This is a genomic window from Ferviditalea candida (assembly GCF_035282765.1).
Lineage (GTDB): Bacteria > Bacillota > Bacilli > Paenibacillales > KCTC-25726 > Ferviditalea > Ferviditalea candida.
Window position 1 is genome coordinate 70,402 of sequence record NZ_JAYJLD010000010.1, and the last position, 17,498, is coordinate 87,899.

At 50.5% G+C, this 17,498-nt stretch carries 18 protein-coding genes; 11 read left to right on the forward strand and 7 right to left on the reverse strand.

Annotated features, from left to right (window positions below):
* Position 1: 1 nt before the first annotated feature.
* The 4 genes from VF724_RS09065 to VF724_RS09080 all read left to right on the forward strand — a co-directional run bounded on the left by VF724_RS09065 (position 2) and on the right by VF724_RS09080 (position 3,706).
* A complete protein-coding gene (locus VF724_RS09065; protein WP_371753919.1) occupies positions 2 to 1,627 on the forward strand; it encodes a nitrite/sulfite reductase in 1,626 nt (541 codons plus the stop codon).
* 1 nt (position 1,628) lies between these two features.
* On the forward strand, positions 1,629 to 2,699 hold the full coding sequence (locus tag VF724_RS09070) for an anthranilate phosphoribosyltransferase (RefSeq protein ID WP_371753920.1): 1,071 nt from the start codon (positions 1,629 to 1,631) through the stop codon (positions 2,697 to 2,699).
* Between the two features lie 181 nt (positions 2,700 to 2,880).
* Positions 2,881 to 3,666, forward strand: a complete 786-nt coding sequence (locus VF724_RS09075; protein ID WP_371753921.1) for a sirohydrochlorin chelatase — start codon at positions 2,881 to 2,883, stop codon at positions 3,664 to 3,666.
* Complete coding sequence (locus VF724_RS09080) at positions 3,632 to 3,706, forward strand: cyanase (RefSeq protein ID WP_371753966.1); 75 nt, start codon at positions 3,632 to 3,634, stop codon at positions 3,704 to 3,706. The genes VF724_RS09075 and VF724_RS09080 overlap by 35 nt, the downstream gene beginning before the upstream one ends.
* Before the next feature lie 33 nt (positions 3,707 to 3,739).
* Here the strand turns inward: VF724_RS09080 and VF724_RS09085 are convergent, their stop codons facing one another.
* The 7 genes from VF724_RS09085 to VF724_RS09115 all read right to left on the reverse strand — a co-directional run bounded on the left by VF724_RS09085 (position 3,740) and on the right by VF724_RS09115 (position 8,382).
* Positions 3,740 to 4,522, reverse strand: coding sequence for an exodeoxyribonuclease III (locus VF724_RS09085; protein ID WP_371753922.1), 783 nt, complete (start codon positions 4,520 to 4,522; stop codon positions 3,740 to 3,742).
* 112 nt (positions 4,523 to 4,634) lie between these two features.
* Positions 4,635 to 4,766: a hypothetical protein gene (locus tag VF724_RS09090; RefSeq protein WP_371753923.1), complete on the reverse strand. Its 132-nt coding sequence runs from the start codon at positions 4,764 to 4,766 to the stop codon at positions 4,635 to 4,637.
* Complete coding sequence (locus VF724_RS09095; RefSeq protein WP_371753924.1) at positions 4,763 to 4,966, reverse strand: type 2 periplasmic-binding domain-containing protein; 204 nt, start codon at positions 4,964 to 4,966, stop codon at positions 4,763 to 4,765. Before VF724_RS09095 ends, VF724_RS09090 begins: the two co-directional genes overlap by 4 nt.
* Positions 4,967 to 5,011: 45 nt before the next feature.
* Entirely contained in the window at positions 5,012 to 5,134 is a 123-nt protein-coding gene (locus VF724_RS09100; protein ID WP_371753925.1) for a hypothetical protein, read from the reverse strand.
* Between the two features lie 92 nt (positions 5,135 to 5,226).
* Positions 5,227 to 6,510: a TRAP transporter large permease gene (locus VF724_RS09105; RefSeq protein WP_371753926.1), complete on the reverse strand. Its 1,284-nt coding sequence runs from the start codon at positions 6,508 to 6,510 to the stop codon at positions 5,227 to 5,229.
* Between the two features lie 165 nt (positions 6,511 to 6,675).
* Positions 6,676 to 7,239, reverse strand: a complete 564-nt coding sequence (locus VF724_RS09110; RefSeq protein ID WP_371753927.1) for a TRAP transporter small permease — start codon at positions 7,237 to 7,239, stop codon at positions 6,676 to 6,678.
* 42 nt (positions 7,240 to 7,281) lie between these two features.
* Positions 7,282 to 8,382, reverse strand: coding sequence for a TRAP transporter substrate-binding protein (locus VF724_RS09115; protein WP_371753928.1), 1,101 nt, complete (start codon positions 8,380 to 8,382; stop codon positions 7,282 to 7,284).
* A gap of 401 nt (positions 8,383 to 8,783) precedes the next feature.
* On the opposite strand from VF724_RS09115, the gene VF724_RS09120 reads away from it, so the two are divergent.
* From VF724_RS09120 to VF724_RS09150, 7 genes are all read left to right on the forward strand, one after another.
* Positions 8,784 to 9,062, forward strand: a complete 279-nt coding sequence (locus tag VF724_RS09120; protein WP_371753929.1) for a UxaA family hydrolase — start codon at positions 8,784 to 8,786, stop codon at positions 9,060 to 9,062.
* Between the two features lie 2 nt (positions 9,063 to 9,064).
* Positions 9,065 to 10,222 carry a UxaA family hydrolase gene (locus VF724_RS09125; protein ID WP_371753930.1) on the forward strand — a complete coding sequence of 386 codons (1,158 nt, stop codon included), beginning with the start codon at positions 9,065 to 9,067 and terminating at the stop codon, positions 10,220 to 10,222.
* 76 nt (positions 10,223 to 10,298) lie between these two features.
* Positions 10,299 to 11,348 (forward strand): Ldh family oxidoreductase, encoded by a 1,050-nt coding sequence (locus VF724_RS09130; protein ID WP_371753931.1) that lies wholly within the window; start codon positions 10,299 to 10,301, stop codon positions 11,346 to 11,348.
* Positions 11,349 to 11,371: 23 nt separating this feature from the next.
* The gene (locus VF724_RS09135; protein WP_371753932.1) at positions 11,372 to 12,319 is read left to right on the forward strand and encodes a hydroxyacid dehydrogenase; all 948 of its coding nucleotides are present in this window, start codon (positions 11,372 to 11,374) and stop codon (positions 12,317 to 12,319) included.
* Between the two features lie 18 nt (positions 12,320 to 12,337).
* Positions 12,338 to 13,069, forward strand: a complete 732-nt coding sequence (locus tag VF724_RS09140; RefSeq protein WP_371753933.1) for a FadR/GntR family transcriptional regulator — start codon at positions 12,338 to 12,340, stop codon at positions 13,067 to 13,069.
* 181 nt (positions 13,070 to 13,250) lie between these two features.
* Entirely contained in the window at positions 13,251 to 14,447 is a 1,197-nt protein-coding gene (locus VF724_RS09145) for an exonuclease SbcCD subunit D (protein WP_371753934.1), read from the forward strand.
* The gene (locus VF724_RS09150; RefSeq protein WP_371753935.1) at positions 14,404 to 17,496 is read left to right on the forward strand and encodes an AAA family ATPase; all 3,093 of its coding nucleotides are present in this window, start codon (positions 14,404 to 14,406) and stop codon (positions 17,494 to 17,496) included. Before VF724_RS09145 ends, VF724_RS09150 begins: the two co-directional genes overlap by 44 nt.
* The last annotated feature ends 2 nt before the right edge of the window (positions 17,497 to 17,498 follow it).

A 17,498-nucleotide genomic window follows, 5' to 3' on the forward strand; every position in this document is an offset into this window, starting at 1 on the left:
AATGGCGTACACCAAAGCATGGGCCGAAGATACAGGAAAATTAAATAAGATGGAGCTGCTCAAGCTGGAGAAGGACGGCTTGGATATTCTTCAAGATATCGACAAGTATGCAAGGGAGGGATTTGCATCGATTCCTACCGATCAGTGGGATTTCTTCAAATGGGCGGGACTCTACCTGCAAAAGCCCAAAGAAGCGGGCTATTTCATGATGAGGGTCAATATTCCTTCCGGTATCCTTTCGAATGAGCAAGCCGTAATGCTGGCGAGGATAGCCCACGATTACGGGAGAGGCGTGGCGGATATCACGACACGCCAGGCGATTCAGTTTCACTGGCTGCAAATCGAGCACATTCCCGATATTTTCAAGCGTTTGGAAAGCGTTGGATTGTCTACGGTCGGAGCGTGCGGCGATATATTAAGAACGATTGTGGGCAATCCGCTTGCCGGCATCGATCGGGATGAATTGTTCGATACGACGGAGATTGTGAAGGAAGTATATGCATTCTTTCAACGCAACTATGATTTTTCCAATCTGCCGCGCAAATACAAAATGTCGATTTCAGCCAATGTGAACAATGCGTCCAATGCGCAAATCAATTGCATTTCCTTTACCCCGGCAACCAAAGAAATCGATGGGGCCGAGGTTTCGGGTTTTCACGTTTATGTCGGAGGGGGCCTGTCCGCCAAACCGTATTTGGCCCGGGAACTCGATGTTTTCGTGCGTCCCGGGCAGGTCAAGGATGTTGCCGTTGCGGTGACAACGCTGTTTCGCGACCATGGCTATCGGGATAAGCGGCACCGCGCCCGTCTAAAATTCCTTGTCGCCGATTGGGGGATCGAGAAGTTTAAGGATCGGCTGATTGAGCTGACGGGAGAACTCCCGGGCAAAGGCACAAGTCGAATGAAAAAATGGAATGCCGGTTATTTTTACGGTGTGCATCCGCAAAAGCAGGAAGGCTTGAGCTATATCGGCTTTAATGTGCCCGTCGGCCGCTTGAGCGCTGAAGAATTACTGGAGCTGGCGCGGATATCGGCACAATACGGAAATGGGGAAATTCGCGCCTGCAATTCGCAGAATATCATCATTCCCAATATTCCTCATCATCGGGTCGATTCGCTGCTTGCCGAAAAAATCTTCGAACGAATCACTGTGAAGCCCCGCAATTTCGTCGGCTATTCGGTTTCCTGCACGGGGATTGAATACTGCAATTTGGCGCTGGTCGAAACAAAGGAACGGATGAGAAGATTAGCCGAATATTTGGACCGGGAAGTGGAGCTTGATGTGCCCGTCCGTATTCATATGGTTGGCTGCCCGAATGCCTGCGGACAACGCCAAATCGCCGACATCGGTTTGCAGGGGGTCTTGCAAAAAACGGATCAAGGCATGCGGGAAGCCTTTGAAATTTATGTCGGTGGAACGCTGGAGCCGGGGCATGCAAAGTTCAACGATAAATTAAACGGAAGGATTAAGGCTGAGGATTTGGGCCCGGTGTTGAAACAGTTCATCCTGTTTTATAAAGGTTGCAAGAGAAGTCAAGAACCTTTCTTTGATTTCGTGAATCGGGTCGGGATTGATGCCTTGCAGGACGAATTGGACCGAATTGTTGAAAAGAAGGCGGGATTCTGAGATGCAGCAGTGGATAAAAGAGGTGGCGCGCGGGAAGAAAGGCTCGCGTGATCTGACCTATCAGGAAGCGATGGAAGCGGCAAGCGCGGTTATTGCCGGAAAGGCTACGGATGCGCAGCTCGCCGCCTTTTTGATCGCGGAGCGTGTAAAAACGGAAAGCGCGTATGAAGTTCTTGCTTTTGTGAAGCGGTTGAGGGAGAACTCGACAGCAATTCCGGTTTCCGCATCGGTTCGGCGTCACTTGCTTGATTTGGCCGGCCCTTATACCGGGCGAAATACTTTCGCGGCGACGATTCCGGTCGCCGTTCTTATGGCGGAAAGCGGGATTCCGGTATATCTTCACGGCAGCGATTCGCTTCCGCCGAAATATGGAACTTCGTTAAAGGAAATTTTGGCTGGTTTAGGCATCGCTGCAGACCTTGCCGCGGAGCAAATCGCGGATTCCATAGAAACGCTCGGAATCGGGTTCGCTTGGACGGAAAAATTATCCCCGCCATTATATAGGATGCGCAAGGTTCGTCTGGAAATCGGCGTAAGAACATTGTTGAATACGGCGGAAAAGAACCTCAATTTGGCCGGAGCCCATGCGGTGATGGCAGGTGTATTCCATAAAACCGTTGTCGATATGAATGCGGCGGTCCTGCAGCGGCTTGGGTATCAAAAGACCTTCATTGTACAGGGAGCGGAGGGCTCCGAGGATTTGCCGAACCATCGGCCGGGCTTTATTTATGAAGCGACGGAAGACGGTGTCCGATCATGGATTGTTGACCCTGAAGATTACGGATTAAAGCATAAGAAAGATCCGGAACGGCAAATGCTTGCTTTGGAACATCAGGTTGAGCTCATCAGGCGAATTTTGGAGGGTGAAGTAAGCGCCGAACTGCAGGATTGTCGGGATCAAGTGCTTTTGAATGCGGGGGTTCGTTATCACTTGCTGGGCAAGACATCCTCCATCCGGGAAGGAATTGAGTTGGCCGCGGAGCAATTAATGCGGGGGAAAGGCGCGAGCTTTCTGGAAGCTTGGACCTCTTATCTTCGAAAAAACGAAGGAGAAAGGGGAACTACGGCATGAAACAAACTGCCGGCAGAGTCTACCGTCGGAAGTCCGGGAGATCCGGAATTAATCGCGATTCGCGGAATGGAAGCGGGAATTGCAGCGTATTTGCAAACGGATTCTGCAAGTGGCCGCACAGAAGCTATCAGACAAATCGGCTGAATGAGGAGGAGATACTGAACAGGGAGGGGGTAGTTTTATGCTTCCAACGGGGATCGGGATCCTGCTGATTGCTCACGGTTCCAAAGAAACGGGCTGGATGCAATCGGTGGAGGAGTTGGCGGAGCATTTGCCTTTTCCCTTGGAGGTTGCCTATTTGGAAACAGACAAGGGAACGACGATCGCTGAGGGCGTGCGGCGGCTAGAGCGAATGAATGCAAGCCGCATTCTGGCAATACCCCTGTTTGTCAGTTCAGGCAGCGCGCATCTGGAAGAGATTAAATATGCACTGGGTCTTGTTTCAACTCCCAAGGTAGAGACCGGACTTGACCCGATAAGGACATCGGCAGCCATTCGGCTGAGCCCGGCTATGGATGATCATCCGTGCATTCTGGAAATCATTCGGGAGCGGATTGCTTCCTTGTCGCAAGCGCCCGCCGGGGAAAATTTGCTGCTGGTGGCCCACGGCAGCGGACATCCCGATTTGCATCCGATTTGGGAAGAGACCTTGACCCGAATGGCAAAGCATTTTCAAAAACTCGATCGATTTCAAAGCGTTTCCTACGCTACGGTCCATCCCAATACAATCAGGGAACAGGCTGAACGGATGTCCGCGAATCGACTTCTCGTTATCCCCCTATTTTTAAGCGAAGGATACTTCACGCGAACTTTTATTCGCTCTCAATTGAATGGCTTGAATTTTGTTTACAGCGGGCAAGCTTACCTTCCTCACCCGATGCTTTCGAATTGGATCATGCAAATGGCGGATGAAGGGTTCGCTGGACAGCACAGTGCCTGTAGATCCGTTGATTTATCGTTTCCATGAAATTACCCAAGTCTACGGACCGTGTTGTCGTAACCTTTGACGGCAAATTTCTTCCGTACCGAAAATGGTAAAGTCAGTCCACGCCGCCACCGCCGCCCGGGACGAGATCAGCCGCCAGCAGGATGACCGGGCAGTGGTCGCTGCCTGTCACATGGGCGTCAATCCGCACGTCAGACAATACGGGAGCAAGTCTTGCAGAGGTGAGGAAGTAATCGATCCGCCATCCGATATTCCGCTCTCTCACCTTGGGCATAAGCGACCACCAGGTATAAGCATCCGTCCGGTCGGGATAGAAATGCCTGAAGGTGTCGATAAAGCCGGACTCCAGCAATTCGCTCATCTTGGCGCGTTCTTCCGGGGTAAAGCCGGAGTTGCCGCGATTGGATTTGGCATTTTTCAGGTCTATCTCCTGATGGGCCACATTCAAATCACCGCAAACAATTACCGGCTTATGGGCGTCCAGCTGCTGCAGGAAGCCACGAAACCGGTCCTCCCATTCCAGTCTATATTCCAGTCTGGACAAATCGCGCTTTGCGTTCGGGGTATACACATTTACGAGATAGAATGCGTCGAACTCCAGCGTGATGACTCGCCCCTCGGGCTCCTGCCCATCCCCCAAGCCGTATCTGACGGAAAGCGGCTTGACCTTTGTAAATACGGCGGTTCCGGAATACCCCTTCTTCACTGCGTAATTCCAATATTGAAAATACCCGTCGTATTCCAGATCAATTTGTCCCTCCTGCAATTTCGTTTCCTGAATGCAGAAAATATCCGCATCCGCTTCGGTGAAGTAGTCGTTAAATCCTTTATCTACACAGGCTCTTAAGCCGTTGACATTCCAGGATACCAGCTTCATTGCTTCCCTCTCCTTGCTGAGCGCATTTGTCTATGAATTATTGCAGACCGAACGATGCGGGATCTCAAAATCAGGTACGGGAACCTTGACGAGCTCTCCGGATTTTATCTCGTTAGCGGCATCCGTTAAGGTGAAGAAAAGCCAATCCGGCGCCTTCAATGGCCAATTGATGGGACAAGGTTGCGGTGGCGGATTCAATGATGATTTCATAATGCTGGCTATTCAATAAATAGTCGTTAATCATGCTCCACGGGGGGTATGCAGGCTGTTCATGATGACGGGAACCGGATCGTTAATGATCCTATTGTCCTTCAGGTAATGATTGACCAAGTCAGGATGGCCGACACATACGATTTCCTCGCTGTAGATCTTTTCGTTGTTAACTAACGGATTTGAAAAGATGATGCTGGTAAAAGCCAAATCAATCGTTTGGTCAAGCAGCATATCGAATATTTCCTGAGACGCGGCAGTCAGAATTTTAATCGGATTTTAGTTGCTCAAATGAAAAGAGCGGACGATTTTCGGGGGCATTTTGATGCATATGGTAGGAGTGCCGGCAATGATTAATTGTTCGTCCTTCTCGCCCTTCAGCATCTTTGTCCCCTCTTCCAAAATGGAAGAAACTCCTTTCCCTGCTTGGTCATCGAAACGGATTTGGGTGTCCGGTGCAATAAAGCAACCCAAGCTCATCCTTCCAATAAGAATTAATCCCCGAGCATATATGGGAGCCACATGGATAGGTCGGGAAAATAGGTGATTATTAATAAATCGACGGCAAGAAGTAAAATAAACGGAAAGATAGCTCGTACAAGACGGCCGAATTCCACGTTGGCAATGCCCTGCACGATAAACAGATCCAAACCGACCGGCGGAGTAATCAGACCGATGGATAGGTTGACGACGATAACCAGGCCGAGGAATACCGGATCGATTCCAACAGCATTGGTTAATGGAAGCAAGAGTGGAGTTAGAATCGTAATCGCAGCTGAAGCGTTCAAAAAACAACCGGCAATAAGCAGCAAAATATTAATCAACAGCAGAATCATATAGGGGTTTTCCGTCACCCTTATGATCAGGTCGGCCAATTTTTGCGGAATCTGGTCGGCGGTCAAAATCCATCCGAAAAGGTTCGCTGCAGCAATAATGAAAATAACCATAGAGGTTGTGACCGCCGCTCTTTGGAAAATTTCGGGCAAATGTTTCAGCTTCAGATCCTTATATACGAACATTCCCACGACCAGCGCGTAAGCGGCGGCAATGGCGGCCGATTCTGTCGGTGTAAACACCCCGGCCCGGATACCCACGATAATGATCAAGGGCAGCAGCAGTGCCCAAATGCCTTCTTTTAAGGTTTTCCGGAATTCCGGGAATTGAAAGGTGCTCTTTTCTTTGTCATATCCTTTTTTCTTGGAGATAAAGTAGTTAAGGAACATCAGCGAAAAGCCGATGAGAATCCCCGGCATGATTCCGGCAGTGAATAAAGCACCGATGGATACACCAGCGGTTACCCCATAAACGATCATCGGAATGCTGGGCGGAATAACCACGGCAATGGTTCCCGCGGTAGCAATCGTGGATGCGGCAAAAGCTTTATCGTAGCCTTTTTTCTCCATGGCGGGAATCATCATTTTTCCGATCGCCGCCGTATCCGCCGCCCCCGAGCCGGAGATGCCGGCAAAGAACATGCTCGCCAAAGTGGAAACCTGGGCCAACCCTCCAACCGACCAGCCGACACAGGCAAAAGCAAAATTGGTAATTCTTTTGGCCATGCTTCCCGTCATCATCAGCTCTCCGGCCAGCATAAAAAAGGGAATCGCCAGCAGGGCAAAGGAATCAACCGAGGTGAAGAACCGCTGCGCTACGACTGTCAACGGGACGGGAACGGCGCTCAATACAATCGCACATATCGATGCCAAGGAAAGGGATATGGCAATGGGTACGCCGATGAGCATGAGAGCGAACAACACTATGGCTATTAAAAGAAGCATGCTTTCCCACCTTATCTTATTTTTTGCCACATAAGAGTTTATAAGTTTTCGGATCGGGAAAAGACAAACTCTTATTGGCATGAAAAACTTCCTTTGCTTCCGAAGTGGTTTACTGCGTAAACCTGTAGGTCCAGCTTCTTTGAAGGACTTCGATGGAAGTTTTTCTTATGGCATGGATGCATGGAATATATCTTTTTTCTCGGTCTGCCCCCCTGTAAGTTCTTCAGCCAAAAACAGAATGGAATGAATCAGACTGAAGAAGGCGCAGCAGATCATTGATATGTAGACCCAAGCCATATTGATTTGCAGTGAAGGAGATAATTGCCCGTTGGTGATGTTAATCATTTCGATTCCTTTAATCATCAAAATTAAGAAAAACAAAGAGTTGAAGAGTTCTACCGCAATCCCAGAAACGCGTTTCCACTTCAAAGGAAGAAAATTCGTAACAATCTCTACCTGCGCGTGCCCCTTCATTTTATAAACCACCGTGATTCCCAAGAAGACAGTCCATATAAAAAGATAGCGCACCAATTCCTCCATCCAGGGGAAATTGAATATACTCAAGATGCTTTGGGAAACAAATTTCGTCATAAAAGGGCTGAGCAAAACGTACCTGGAGAAAACCTGATACACTGTCGCCAGAAAAGCCAGTGACAAGGCAACGGCTAATCCATACTTTGAAATCGTGTCGACGAATCGGCTTAGCGCCTCTAACGATTTTTTCATCATTTCCCCTCCAAAATTACAGGAATGGGGAGGGGTCCCCCCCACCTATTCCATACTTCTGATTTTGTCGATAAGATCCTTTCCAAGCTTGCCTTCAAATTCTTTGTAGACGGGCTCCACCGCTTTGCGGAAGGAATCCAAGTCGGGCTTTTCTTCAATAACCATGCCCGCGGATTTTAATTTTTTCATAAAACCTTCGTCCAGCTGCGCGTTGAGCTGTCTTTCGTAATTTCCCGCTTCGACGGCCGCATCCTTTACGATCTTTTGCAGGTCGGCCGGCAGTTTATCCAATGCCGATTTGCTTACCAGAAAGACGGCTGCATCATAAGTGTGAGCAGTAAGTGTCATGTATTTTTGCACTTCGTTGAACTTGTTTTGCGTAATCTGTGCCAGCGGATTTTCCTGGCCGTCCACCACTTTTTGTTCCATCGCCGAATACAGCTCACCGAATGGAATGGGTGTTGGTGTAGCTCCTAAAGCTTTGACAAAGGAAACATAAACGGGCGATTCGAGAACGCGGATTTTCAACCCCTTGACATCAGCAGCCGACTTGATCGGCCTTACGTTGTTCGTCATGTGCCGCCAGCCGTTTTCCCAATAAGCCAGATTGACGATTCCTTTGCTTTCCAAATCGGCGGACAGCTCTTTGCCGATATCCCCGTCAAGCACTTTAAGCGCATGATTTTTATCTCTAAAAAGATATGGCAAGCTAAGAACATTCAACTTGGGTGCAAAGTTGGCCACCGGCGCCACGGATCCTACATGAAATTGAATGGTTCCGAGCTGCAGGCCTTCAATTTCGTCGCGCGCATTGCCCAATTGACTGCTGGGGAAAATGTCAATTTGAATCCTTCCTCCGGATTTCTCTTCCACGATCTGCTTGAATTTCTCAGCGCCTTTTTGATATGGATGATCCGTGGTTTGCAGATGACCCAATTTAAACACATATTGCGCTGAATCAGATTTGGGTGCGGATGATGCGGATGAAGCAGATGATGCTGTTGATGCAGAGGGTTTCGCGGAATCAGCTTGTTGCTGTGCGCCGTTTCCCTGTTCTTGCTGCTTAGGGCCGGAAATCGCTTTTCCGCAGCCTGCCATAGTGATCATTAAAGCAATAATGACGATCCAATTCCAAGTTTTTTTCATAGCTTTTCCCCTTTTCATTTTATTTTACTATATCTTCACTATAAATAAAGCGTTTTCAAAACATCCTCCTAACTTTAGACGGATCAACTTACTTTTGGCAGATATTTTTGATTTGGTAAGCGGTCAGTCCAATTGTTTTTGAATACCCATATTGAAGCATGATTCCAAATAAATTTCAATACTTTATGATTATTGTGGTTTATAAATTATTATTATTAAAAAGATAATATATATTGATATAATACCTTTAATAACGCCAATTATTAAAAAAATATAACAAATTTACGCGAGATTTCTTGCCGATTCTCAAAAAATAGGCTTGTTATTTTAAATTTTATGAATTATACTTTTCGATAAATTGGTAATACCACTTACCATTAATCAAAATAAGGAGGTTTGTCATGCACAAGTTTTTGATTCACAAAAAAGGTGATCACGTAGGTGTGGCTACTTCGGGTATTGAGGCCGGAGAAAAGGTCATCGGCGTGTTCATGGACGATGAAACTACAATTGAAGTCGTTTCCAATGGAGCAATTCCCTTGGGCCACAAGATCGCTATCGAGAATGTGGAAGCGAAAGGATCGGTCATCGAATACGGACTCCCTATCGGCTATACACCCGAAGGCTTGCAGGTCGGCGATTATGTGCATACCCATAACATAAAAACATTGAGGTGGTAGAAATGGATAAACAATTATACGGATATCGGCGTGAAAATGGAAAAGTTGGCGTTCGCAATCATGTTATCATTTTACCGGTAGACGACATCTCCAACGCAGCCTGCGAAGCGGTAGCCAAAAACATCCAGGGCGTGATGGCTCTGCCGCATGCCTACGGCCGTTTGCAATACGGACAGGATTTGGAGCTGCATTTCCGCACCATGATCGGAATCGGCTCAAACCCCAATGTGGCTGCTGTCATCGTCATCGGAATCGAAGAAAACTGGACAAACATCATCGCTGATGGCATAGCCAAAACCGGAAAGCCGGTTGCTTCTTTCTCGATCGAAGGGAACGGGGATCTTGAAATTATCCGCCGCGCATCATGGAAAGCGAAAGAATTTTCGCAATGGGCATCCGAATTGCAAAGGGTTCCTGTCGAGTTAAAAGACTTGACGATCAGCATCAAATGCGGCGAATCCGACACAACCACAGGACTTGCTTCCTGTCCGACCGTCGGACTGGCGGTAGACCGTTTAATTGATGCGGGCGCGACTGTATTTTTCGGGGAAACGTCCGAACTTACAGGGGGCGAGCACCTGATTGCGGACCGCTGTGTTTCTCCCGCAGTCAGAGAGAAATTCATGAGAGCTTATGATAACTATGTTGCTGAAATCAAGTCGCAGGGCGTTGATCTGCTAGGTTCGCAGCCGACCCAAGGAAATATTGCCGGCGGATTGTCCACCATTGAAGAAAAAGCGCTGGGCAACATTGAGAAAACGGGTACGAAACCGATCGTCGGTGCGCTGGAACCGGCTGAAATGCCGCAATCCGGTCCCGGACTGTATTTCATGGATTCTTCATCCGCTGCTGCGGAATGCGTTACATTAATGGCTGCCGGCGGCGCTGTCGTTCACTTCTTTCCAACAGGTCAAGGCAACGTGATCGGCAATCCGATCGAGCCGGTCATTAAAGTATCCGCAAACCCGAAGACTGTGACGACGATGAGCGAACATGTTGATGTGGATTGCAGCGGCCTGCTTTCGCGGGAAATCAACTTAACCCAAGCCGGGGATATGCTTATGGATTATTTGTGCCGCGTAGTCAACGGCCGATTGACAGCAGCGGAAGCGCTTGGCCATAAAGAATTCTCCATGACCAAACTGTATCGCAGCGCTTGATCGATAATGACCGCATCAAATAGTTGGGTGCCTCCGGTATCCAACTATATTTATTTCATACGGCGGAGGTATTCGCATGACTGAAAAACCATATGATTCTCACGAATTATTTCTCTTTGCCTTGCAGATTTTTACTTGCTTGGGTATGCTTGAAGAGGATGCAGCCATTGCCGCGGATTCCTTGGTTCGCGCCGACCTCGAAGGCAATGAAAGCCACGGCATCAGCCGTCTGGCGATTTACGCCAAACGGCTGCGGGAAGGCCGTATCGCTGCCCGGCCCGAAATCGGCTTTGAACGGTTTCATTCGGTCCTAAAGGTAGACGGCGGCAATGGATTGGGCCAGGTCGTATCCTATCGGGCCGTTGAGGCCGCAATGTCCATAGCCCGCGAAACGGGAATCGCGGGAGTTTTCGTCAGCAACAGCAATCATTTCGGAACAGCGGCGTACTTTTGCCAAATGGCCTGCCGGGCCCACATGGCCCTGATTGCGATGACCAATTCGCCGCCGGGCATTCCGCCGTGGGGAGGTAAAAAGCCCTATTTCGGCACCAACCCGATTGCTTTCGGATTTCCCGCAAGGGAGGAGCCGCATGTTATCGTGGATATGTCGTCAAGTGTGGTGGCCCGGGGCAAAATTATTTTAGCTGATAAATTGGGGGAATCGATCCCTCCGGGCTGGGCCATTGATGATGAAGGCGTGCCGACCACAGACCCGGCGGCAGCCCTGCGGGGCGCGGTGCTTCCGTTGGGGGGAGCCAAGGGATATGCCCTGGCTTTGGCTATCGAAATCATGACCGGTGTTTTAACGAATGCAGCATTTGGCCCGCATGTGAACAATTTATATAAAGATCAAGATCCTCCTGCCAATGTAGGGCATCATTTCATCGTTCTCAATATTGAAAAATGGATGCCGATGCAAGAGTACTATGGCCGGATGGAACAATTTTTGCAGGAAGTGAAAGCCGTCTCAAAGGCCAGGGATGTACGCGAAATTTTTTATCCCGGAGAACGCCGCCATCATACATATGCAACAAGAAAACAGCAGGGAATCTTTCTTTCCGAGGAGGTTCGAAACGAGCTGATTCGTCTTGGGCAAGAGTGCGGTGTTCCCCTATTCGCCAATTAATACTGGGTAAAGGATTGGAATCCATGAAAATTATCGTTACGGAACTGAATTGGCCTATCGGCAATCAACTGTTGGAGCAGCAAGGCTGGAATGTCGTCTACGATGCTGATTTATGGAAAAATCGGGAGCGATTGCAGCAGGAGCTTCAAGATGCGGATACGGTCATTGTCAGAAATCAGACGAAAGTGGATGCCGAATTATTGGGCTGGAAGCATGATCTCAAAGTAATCGGCCGATTGGGTGTTGGTCTGGACAATATTGATTTGAAATCGGCTGCAGAGAGAAATATCTCCGTGGTCTATGGAAAGAATGCCAATGCGACCTCTGTTGCGGAATACGTTGTTTCTTCACTTTTTACCTGTTCGCGATTAATGGTCGAAAGCTCCGGGGATGTGAAGCGGGGAAATTGGAATCGCAAAAAATACACGGGGACCGAAATATACGGAAAAACGATAGGCTTGATCGGGGTCGGCGAGATTGGCCACCGTGTGGCGCTTCGCGCCAAAGCGCTCGGCTTGCGTGTTTTGGGCTTTGATCCTTTTGTAGCTCCATACGATTTTCAAATAATGGAAACAGGTATTGAAATGGTTAAGTTCGAACATCTGCTTGCGGAATCCGACTTTATCAGCCTGCACATTCCGCTGACCGCACAAACGCGCAATTTGATCGACATAAATGCGCTGTCCCGGATGAAACCGACTTCATATATAATTAATACGGCACGGGGAGGCATTGTCAACGAAATGGATCTGCACCGGGCTTTGCAGGAAAAGAAATTGGCGGGCGCCATTCTTGACGTGTTGGAAAAGGAGCCGCCGGAATCCGATCATCCCCTGCTTGATTTGGATAATTGCCTGATTACTCCGCATATTGCGGGGTTGACGGAGGAATCTCAGATTCGGACGTCCGAACTCGTGGCTCGGGAAGTCATCCGGGAATTGTCGGGAAAAATATCTTTGTGCCGAGTATGATGAAAGGAAGGGAGTCTTATGTTCAAGTCCATTAACGAAGAGAAAAAAACGTTGACCAAAAAAGTGGTGGACCATGTCCGGGAATTGATTATCACGGAACAGCTCAAGCCCGGCGACAAGCTTCCGGCAGAGAGAGATCTCGTGGATATGATGGATGTAAGCCGCCCAACAATTCGCGAAGCCTTTAAAATATTATCTGCCATGGGCTTTATTAAAATAAGGCCGGGTCACGGGGTGTTCGTGTCGGACTATAACGACCGGATTGATAATCTAGCCGCCTTCCTCTTTGTGCAATCCGATACGATCCATGAATTGTTTGAGGTGCGGAAAATCATTGAAACCGAAACCGCTTCTTGGGCGGCCAAACGAGGCACGGCGGATTTCCTCGAGCAAATCCACGCCCAAACCAACGAGATTTACAAAAAAGTGGTCGTTGACAAAGAATTTGAGAGTGTTGAGGAAAAAGAACGTTTCCTGTCCGAATCGGATCAGGCATTTCATTTGTCGATTGCCGAAGCTGCAGGTAATGAAGTGCTTCTGCGCGTCATGAACAATTTGATTGATTTACTCCGTGAAACCCGCATGCGTTCAATGAAGGTTCCCGGACGTGTCGAGCAATCGCTTAAAGAACATATATGGATCGCAGATGCTTTAGTCGCCCGAAAGCCCGAATTGGCCCGCGATCGCATGTTCAATCACTTGAGCAGCGTGGAGATGGACCTTGCAAAGGAACTGGAAGAAAATCATTGATAGCAATAGACAGGTACACTGCACACGCACACCGCGAATAGCGCTGCAGTGAAAATATTGCAGGCAAAAGTTCCCTGACTCTCTCTTGTCAGGGAACTTTTGTTATAATTTATAGTATGGTCAAGCAGGCCGAAGGCTTCTGACAAGGAGAAGATCGAAGCGGAAAGGGTGGTTGGCGTTAATGAAACTGATACATACGGCTGACTGGCATCTGGGGAAATTGGTGCAGGGCGTTTATATGACGGAAGACCAGCAATATATTCTTGAACAAATGATAGAAGACATAGAGAAGGAGAAGCCGGACGCCGTCGTCATCGCAGGCGATCTGTACGATCGGGCGGTTCCCCCGACAGAGGCGGTGCAATTGCTGGACCGCGTGCTGGAAACGATCGTGCTGCAGCTGAAGGTTCCGGTGCTGGCGATCGCCGGCAATCACGACAGCCCGAGCCGCCTGAACTTCGGCAGCGGTATGCTGCAGACATCCGGTTTTCACATCTCAGGCGAGCTGACTTATCCGATCAAACCGGTGATTCTGCAGGATGCGCACGGTGAAGTCCATTTTCACCTGATTCCTTATGCCGAGCCGGGGAAGGTGCGTCATCTGCTTGGTGATAACGACATTAAAACACACAATGACGCCATGCTGAAAATCACCGAAGCGATTAAAACGGGCTGGAATCCCAATGTCCGTCATGTGCTTGTCGGACACGCTTTCGTAACGCCGGGAGGCGAAGCGCGGGAGAACACAAGCGACTCGGAACGGCCGCTGTCGATCGGCGGGGCTGAGCATGTGAGCGCACAGCATTTTGACGGATTCGCCTATACGGCGCTAGGCCATCTGCACCAGGCGCACCATGTCGGAAACGAGACGGTCCGATACGCCGGCTCTCCGCTCAAATATTCCATATCCGAAGAATTCCATCAGAAAGGCTATTTGGTAGTCGAAATCGATCAGCAAGGGAACGCGGCGATCGAAAAAAGGCAGCTTGCCCCGAGACGCGATATGCGGACTGTGGAAGGCCTGATGTCGGACATCGAGCGGCATCCGTTAAACGAAGACTATGTGTTTGTCCGTCTGCTTGATGAAGCGCCGGTGCTGTCGCCGATGGAGCGGGTTCGTTCCGTCTATCCGAACGCGATGCACGTTGAACGGAAAATGGCCGTCGCCGGACTGGCCGGAGAATCGGCTGCCGTCGAAGGGCGGGCCAAGATGGACGACATTTCGCTGTTTAAAGCATTTTATAAAGAAGTGACGGAAACGGAGCTTTCGCAGGAAACGGAAAAACTGTTTATCGAAACGCTGCAGCAAATCCACAGGGAAGAGGGTGAGCGCGATGAAGCCGTTGAAGCTTACGATGACGGCGTTCGGGCCGTATAAGCATCAAGAGGTCATAGACTTCTCCGAGCTCAAGGGAAATCGCCTGTTTGTCGTATCGGGAAATACGGGAGCCGGCAAAACCTCCATCTTTGATGCCATCAGCTTTGCTTTATACGGGGAGGCGAGCGGGGAGGACCGGAACGACAGCCGGATGCTCCGCAGCCATTTTGCCGATGACGATGTGCATACATCCGTGGATTTTGAATTCGAACTGAAAGGGCGCGTGTATCGCGTTTTTCGGCAGCTGGCGCATGTGAAGGCGGGCAACAAAGGCGAGACAGGAGGACGGTGTGAGCTGTACGGTATTGTGGACGGGGAGGAGACGCCGCTGACGGACCGGTTCATCGTAACCCAAGTGGATGAGAAGCTGCGGGAAATCATCGGCCTGACGAAGGAACAGTTCAGCCAGATCGTCATGCTGCCGCAAGGAGAATTCCGCAAGTTGCTGACCTCCGAAACGGAGAATAAGGAGGAGATTCTGCGCCGAATTTTCAAAACCGGATTATATAAAATCGTAGCCGACCGCTTGAATGAAAAGCGCAGGCAAGCCCAGCGGAGCAGCGAGGAGCTGGCGGGCATTCGCGATTATCATATCAGCAATGTGAAGGAGACTTTGGCAGGCAGGGAAGGCTCCGGCTTGCAGCAGGTTTTTCAACAGCAGCATTACAATACGCACCAAGTGCTGGCGGCATTGGATACCGAGACGGCCTTCCATGCAGGGCAAATCAAGCAACTCAAGGATTCGCTGCAGGCGGAAACCGCCAAATATCAGCAGCACACGGCCGTCTTCCATCAGGCGCGAAGAGTGAATGAGCAGTTCGATCTGCTCGACCAAAAGGCTGCGGTAAGGCAGCAGCTGGAGGATCAGGGCGCCGAGTTTCAGCGGAAAGCGCAGCAGCTGTTACTGGCCGAGCAGGCGGCACACCTGCGGTTGTATGAGCGTCACGATGCGGAGATGACCGACGAGCTGACCGGGAAAAGCAGGCTGCTCGATGCCGCTTTGGCCGAGTGCGCGCAAGCGGAGGCGGCGCTGCAAGCTGCCGCACGGCAATATGCTCAGGAGGAAGCCAAAGCGGAGCAGAGAGAGCAGGCAGTGCGCGAGCTGGCGCGGCTGAAGGGGTTTGAGCCGATCGTTCGGGAGATGGATCGGAAACAAAAGGGCGTTGTGGCACTGGAAGCGGAGGCCGGAGCCTTAATCCGGCAGCTGCAAGCCGTGGAGGCGGAGCTGGACGCCGGTCAAAAGGAACGCGCTTCAACGTCCGCCCAAGTCAAAGAGCTGGAAGGCAGAACCGCGCATTTGTCCGAGCGGATGGAGAAGCTCAACCTGCTGCGCGAACAAGCCGTTCTTGTGAAGGAGTATTTCGGGCTCTTGGAGAAAGCCGAAGGGGAACAGCAAGCGGAGATCCGGCTTGGAGAAGCCTTCGCCAAAGCGGAGAGTTCGTATCTGCAGCTGGAGTCCCGATGGATGGAAGGGCAAGCGGGCATACTCGCCAGTTATCTGCATGACGGCGATCCATGTCCGGTATGCGGCGGCGTCGATCACCCGAAGAAAGCGGCAGTGACCGGCGATATCCCGTCGAAAGAAGAGCTTGAACGGATGCGACAGGACAAAACGCAAGCGGAGCGGAACTATCTCGGAGCCAAGGCGGCGTTTGCCGCGACTGCGCAGCAAATCCAGGAAAAGCGGAGCCAGGTGCTGGAGCACGGCTTTGATTTGGGAAAGATACAAGCCGAATTCGACGGGCTGGTGGAAGCGGGTAAAGCGTTGGCCGAGGAGGTCAAAGGGTTAAAGGCGGATCAGGCGAAGCTCACTGAGCTCAAGCAGTCGCTGGAGAAGCTGGACGGCAGGCTGGATGAGGTGCGCGAGCGCAAAGAAGAGCTGTCAGGCCGCTTCAACGAGAAGAAGACGGCTCATGCCACGGAGAAGGCTCTTTATGAACAGGCGATTGCAGCGATCCCCGAGGAGCTGCGAAATCTTCGGCAGCTGGAAGCGGGCATTCTGGCTGCGGAAGCCCGCAAGCAGCAGCTGGAGGAGGAATGGAAGCAGGCGCAGCAGCGGTATCAGGCCGGAAACGAGCGCTACGTGAAAGCGGCGGCCGGACGGGATCATGCGGAGGCGCAAATGCGGGAAGCGCAGGCAAAAAAGCTGAAAGCTCACGAAGCGTTCGTCGAGGCCCTGCGGAAAGCGGGCTTTGAAGCCGACGAAGCCTATCATGCGGCCAAGCTGGCAGAGACGGAACGGACAGCGTTGAAATTGCAAATCGACGACTATCATGCTTCATTGGCGGCTGTGTGCAGGCAAATCGAGGAGCTGTCGGCGGCGCTTGCAGATCAACAGCGGCAGGATCTTGCCGAGCTGCAGCGGCAGCTGCAGGAGCTGGAGCAGCGGATTGAAGATGTCCGCAGCCTTTTGGTTCAAGCCCAAAACAGCTGCGACAAAGCCAGCGAAAGCAAGGCAAAGATCATTGAAGCGGAGGAGAAATGGACCGCGGCGGAACGCCAATTCCAGCTCGTCAAGGACTTATATGATGTCGTTCGAGGGGAAAACAGCCGCAAAACCTCCTTTGAGCGTTATTTGCAGATCGAGTTTCTGGAAAAGATCGTTCATGCCGCCAATCAGCGCCTGCAGCGGATTTCGAACGGCCAATTCTATCTGGTCCGCAGCGGCCGCCTTGAAAAACGCGGACGGCAAAGCGGTCTGGGGCTGGATGTGTATGATAATTATACAGGTCAGCTAAGGGATGTAAAGACACTGTCGGGCGGGGAAAAGTTCAATGCTTCACTCTGCTTGGCGCTCGGCATGGCCGATGTCATTCAGTCTTACGAAGGGGGCATTTCGATGGAGACGATGTTTATCGACGAAGGCTTTGGCTCCCTTGACGAGGAATCGCTGAACAAAGCCATTGATACCTTGATCGATTTGCAGCAGTCCGGCCGCATGATCGGTGTCATCTCTCATGTGCAGGAGCTGAAGCAAGCGATACCGGCGATCCTGGAGGTCAAAAAAACAAAAGAAGGCTACAGCTACACCAGGTTCAATGTAAGTTAATC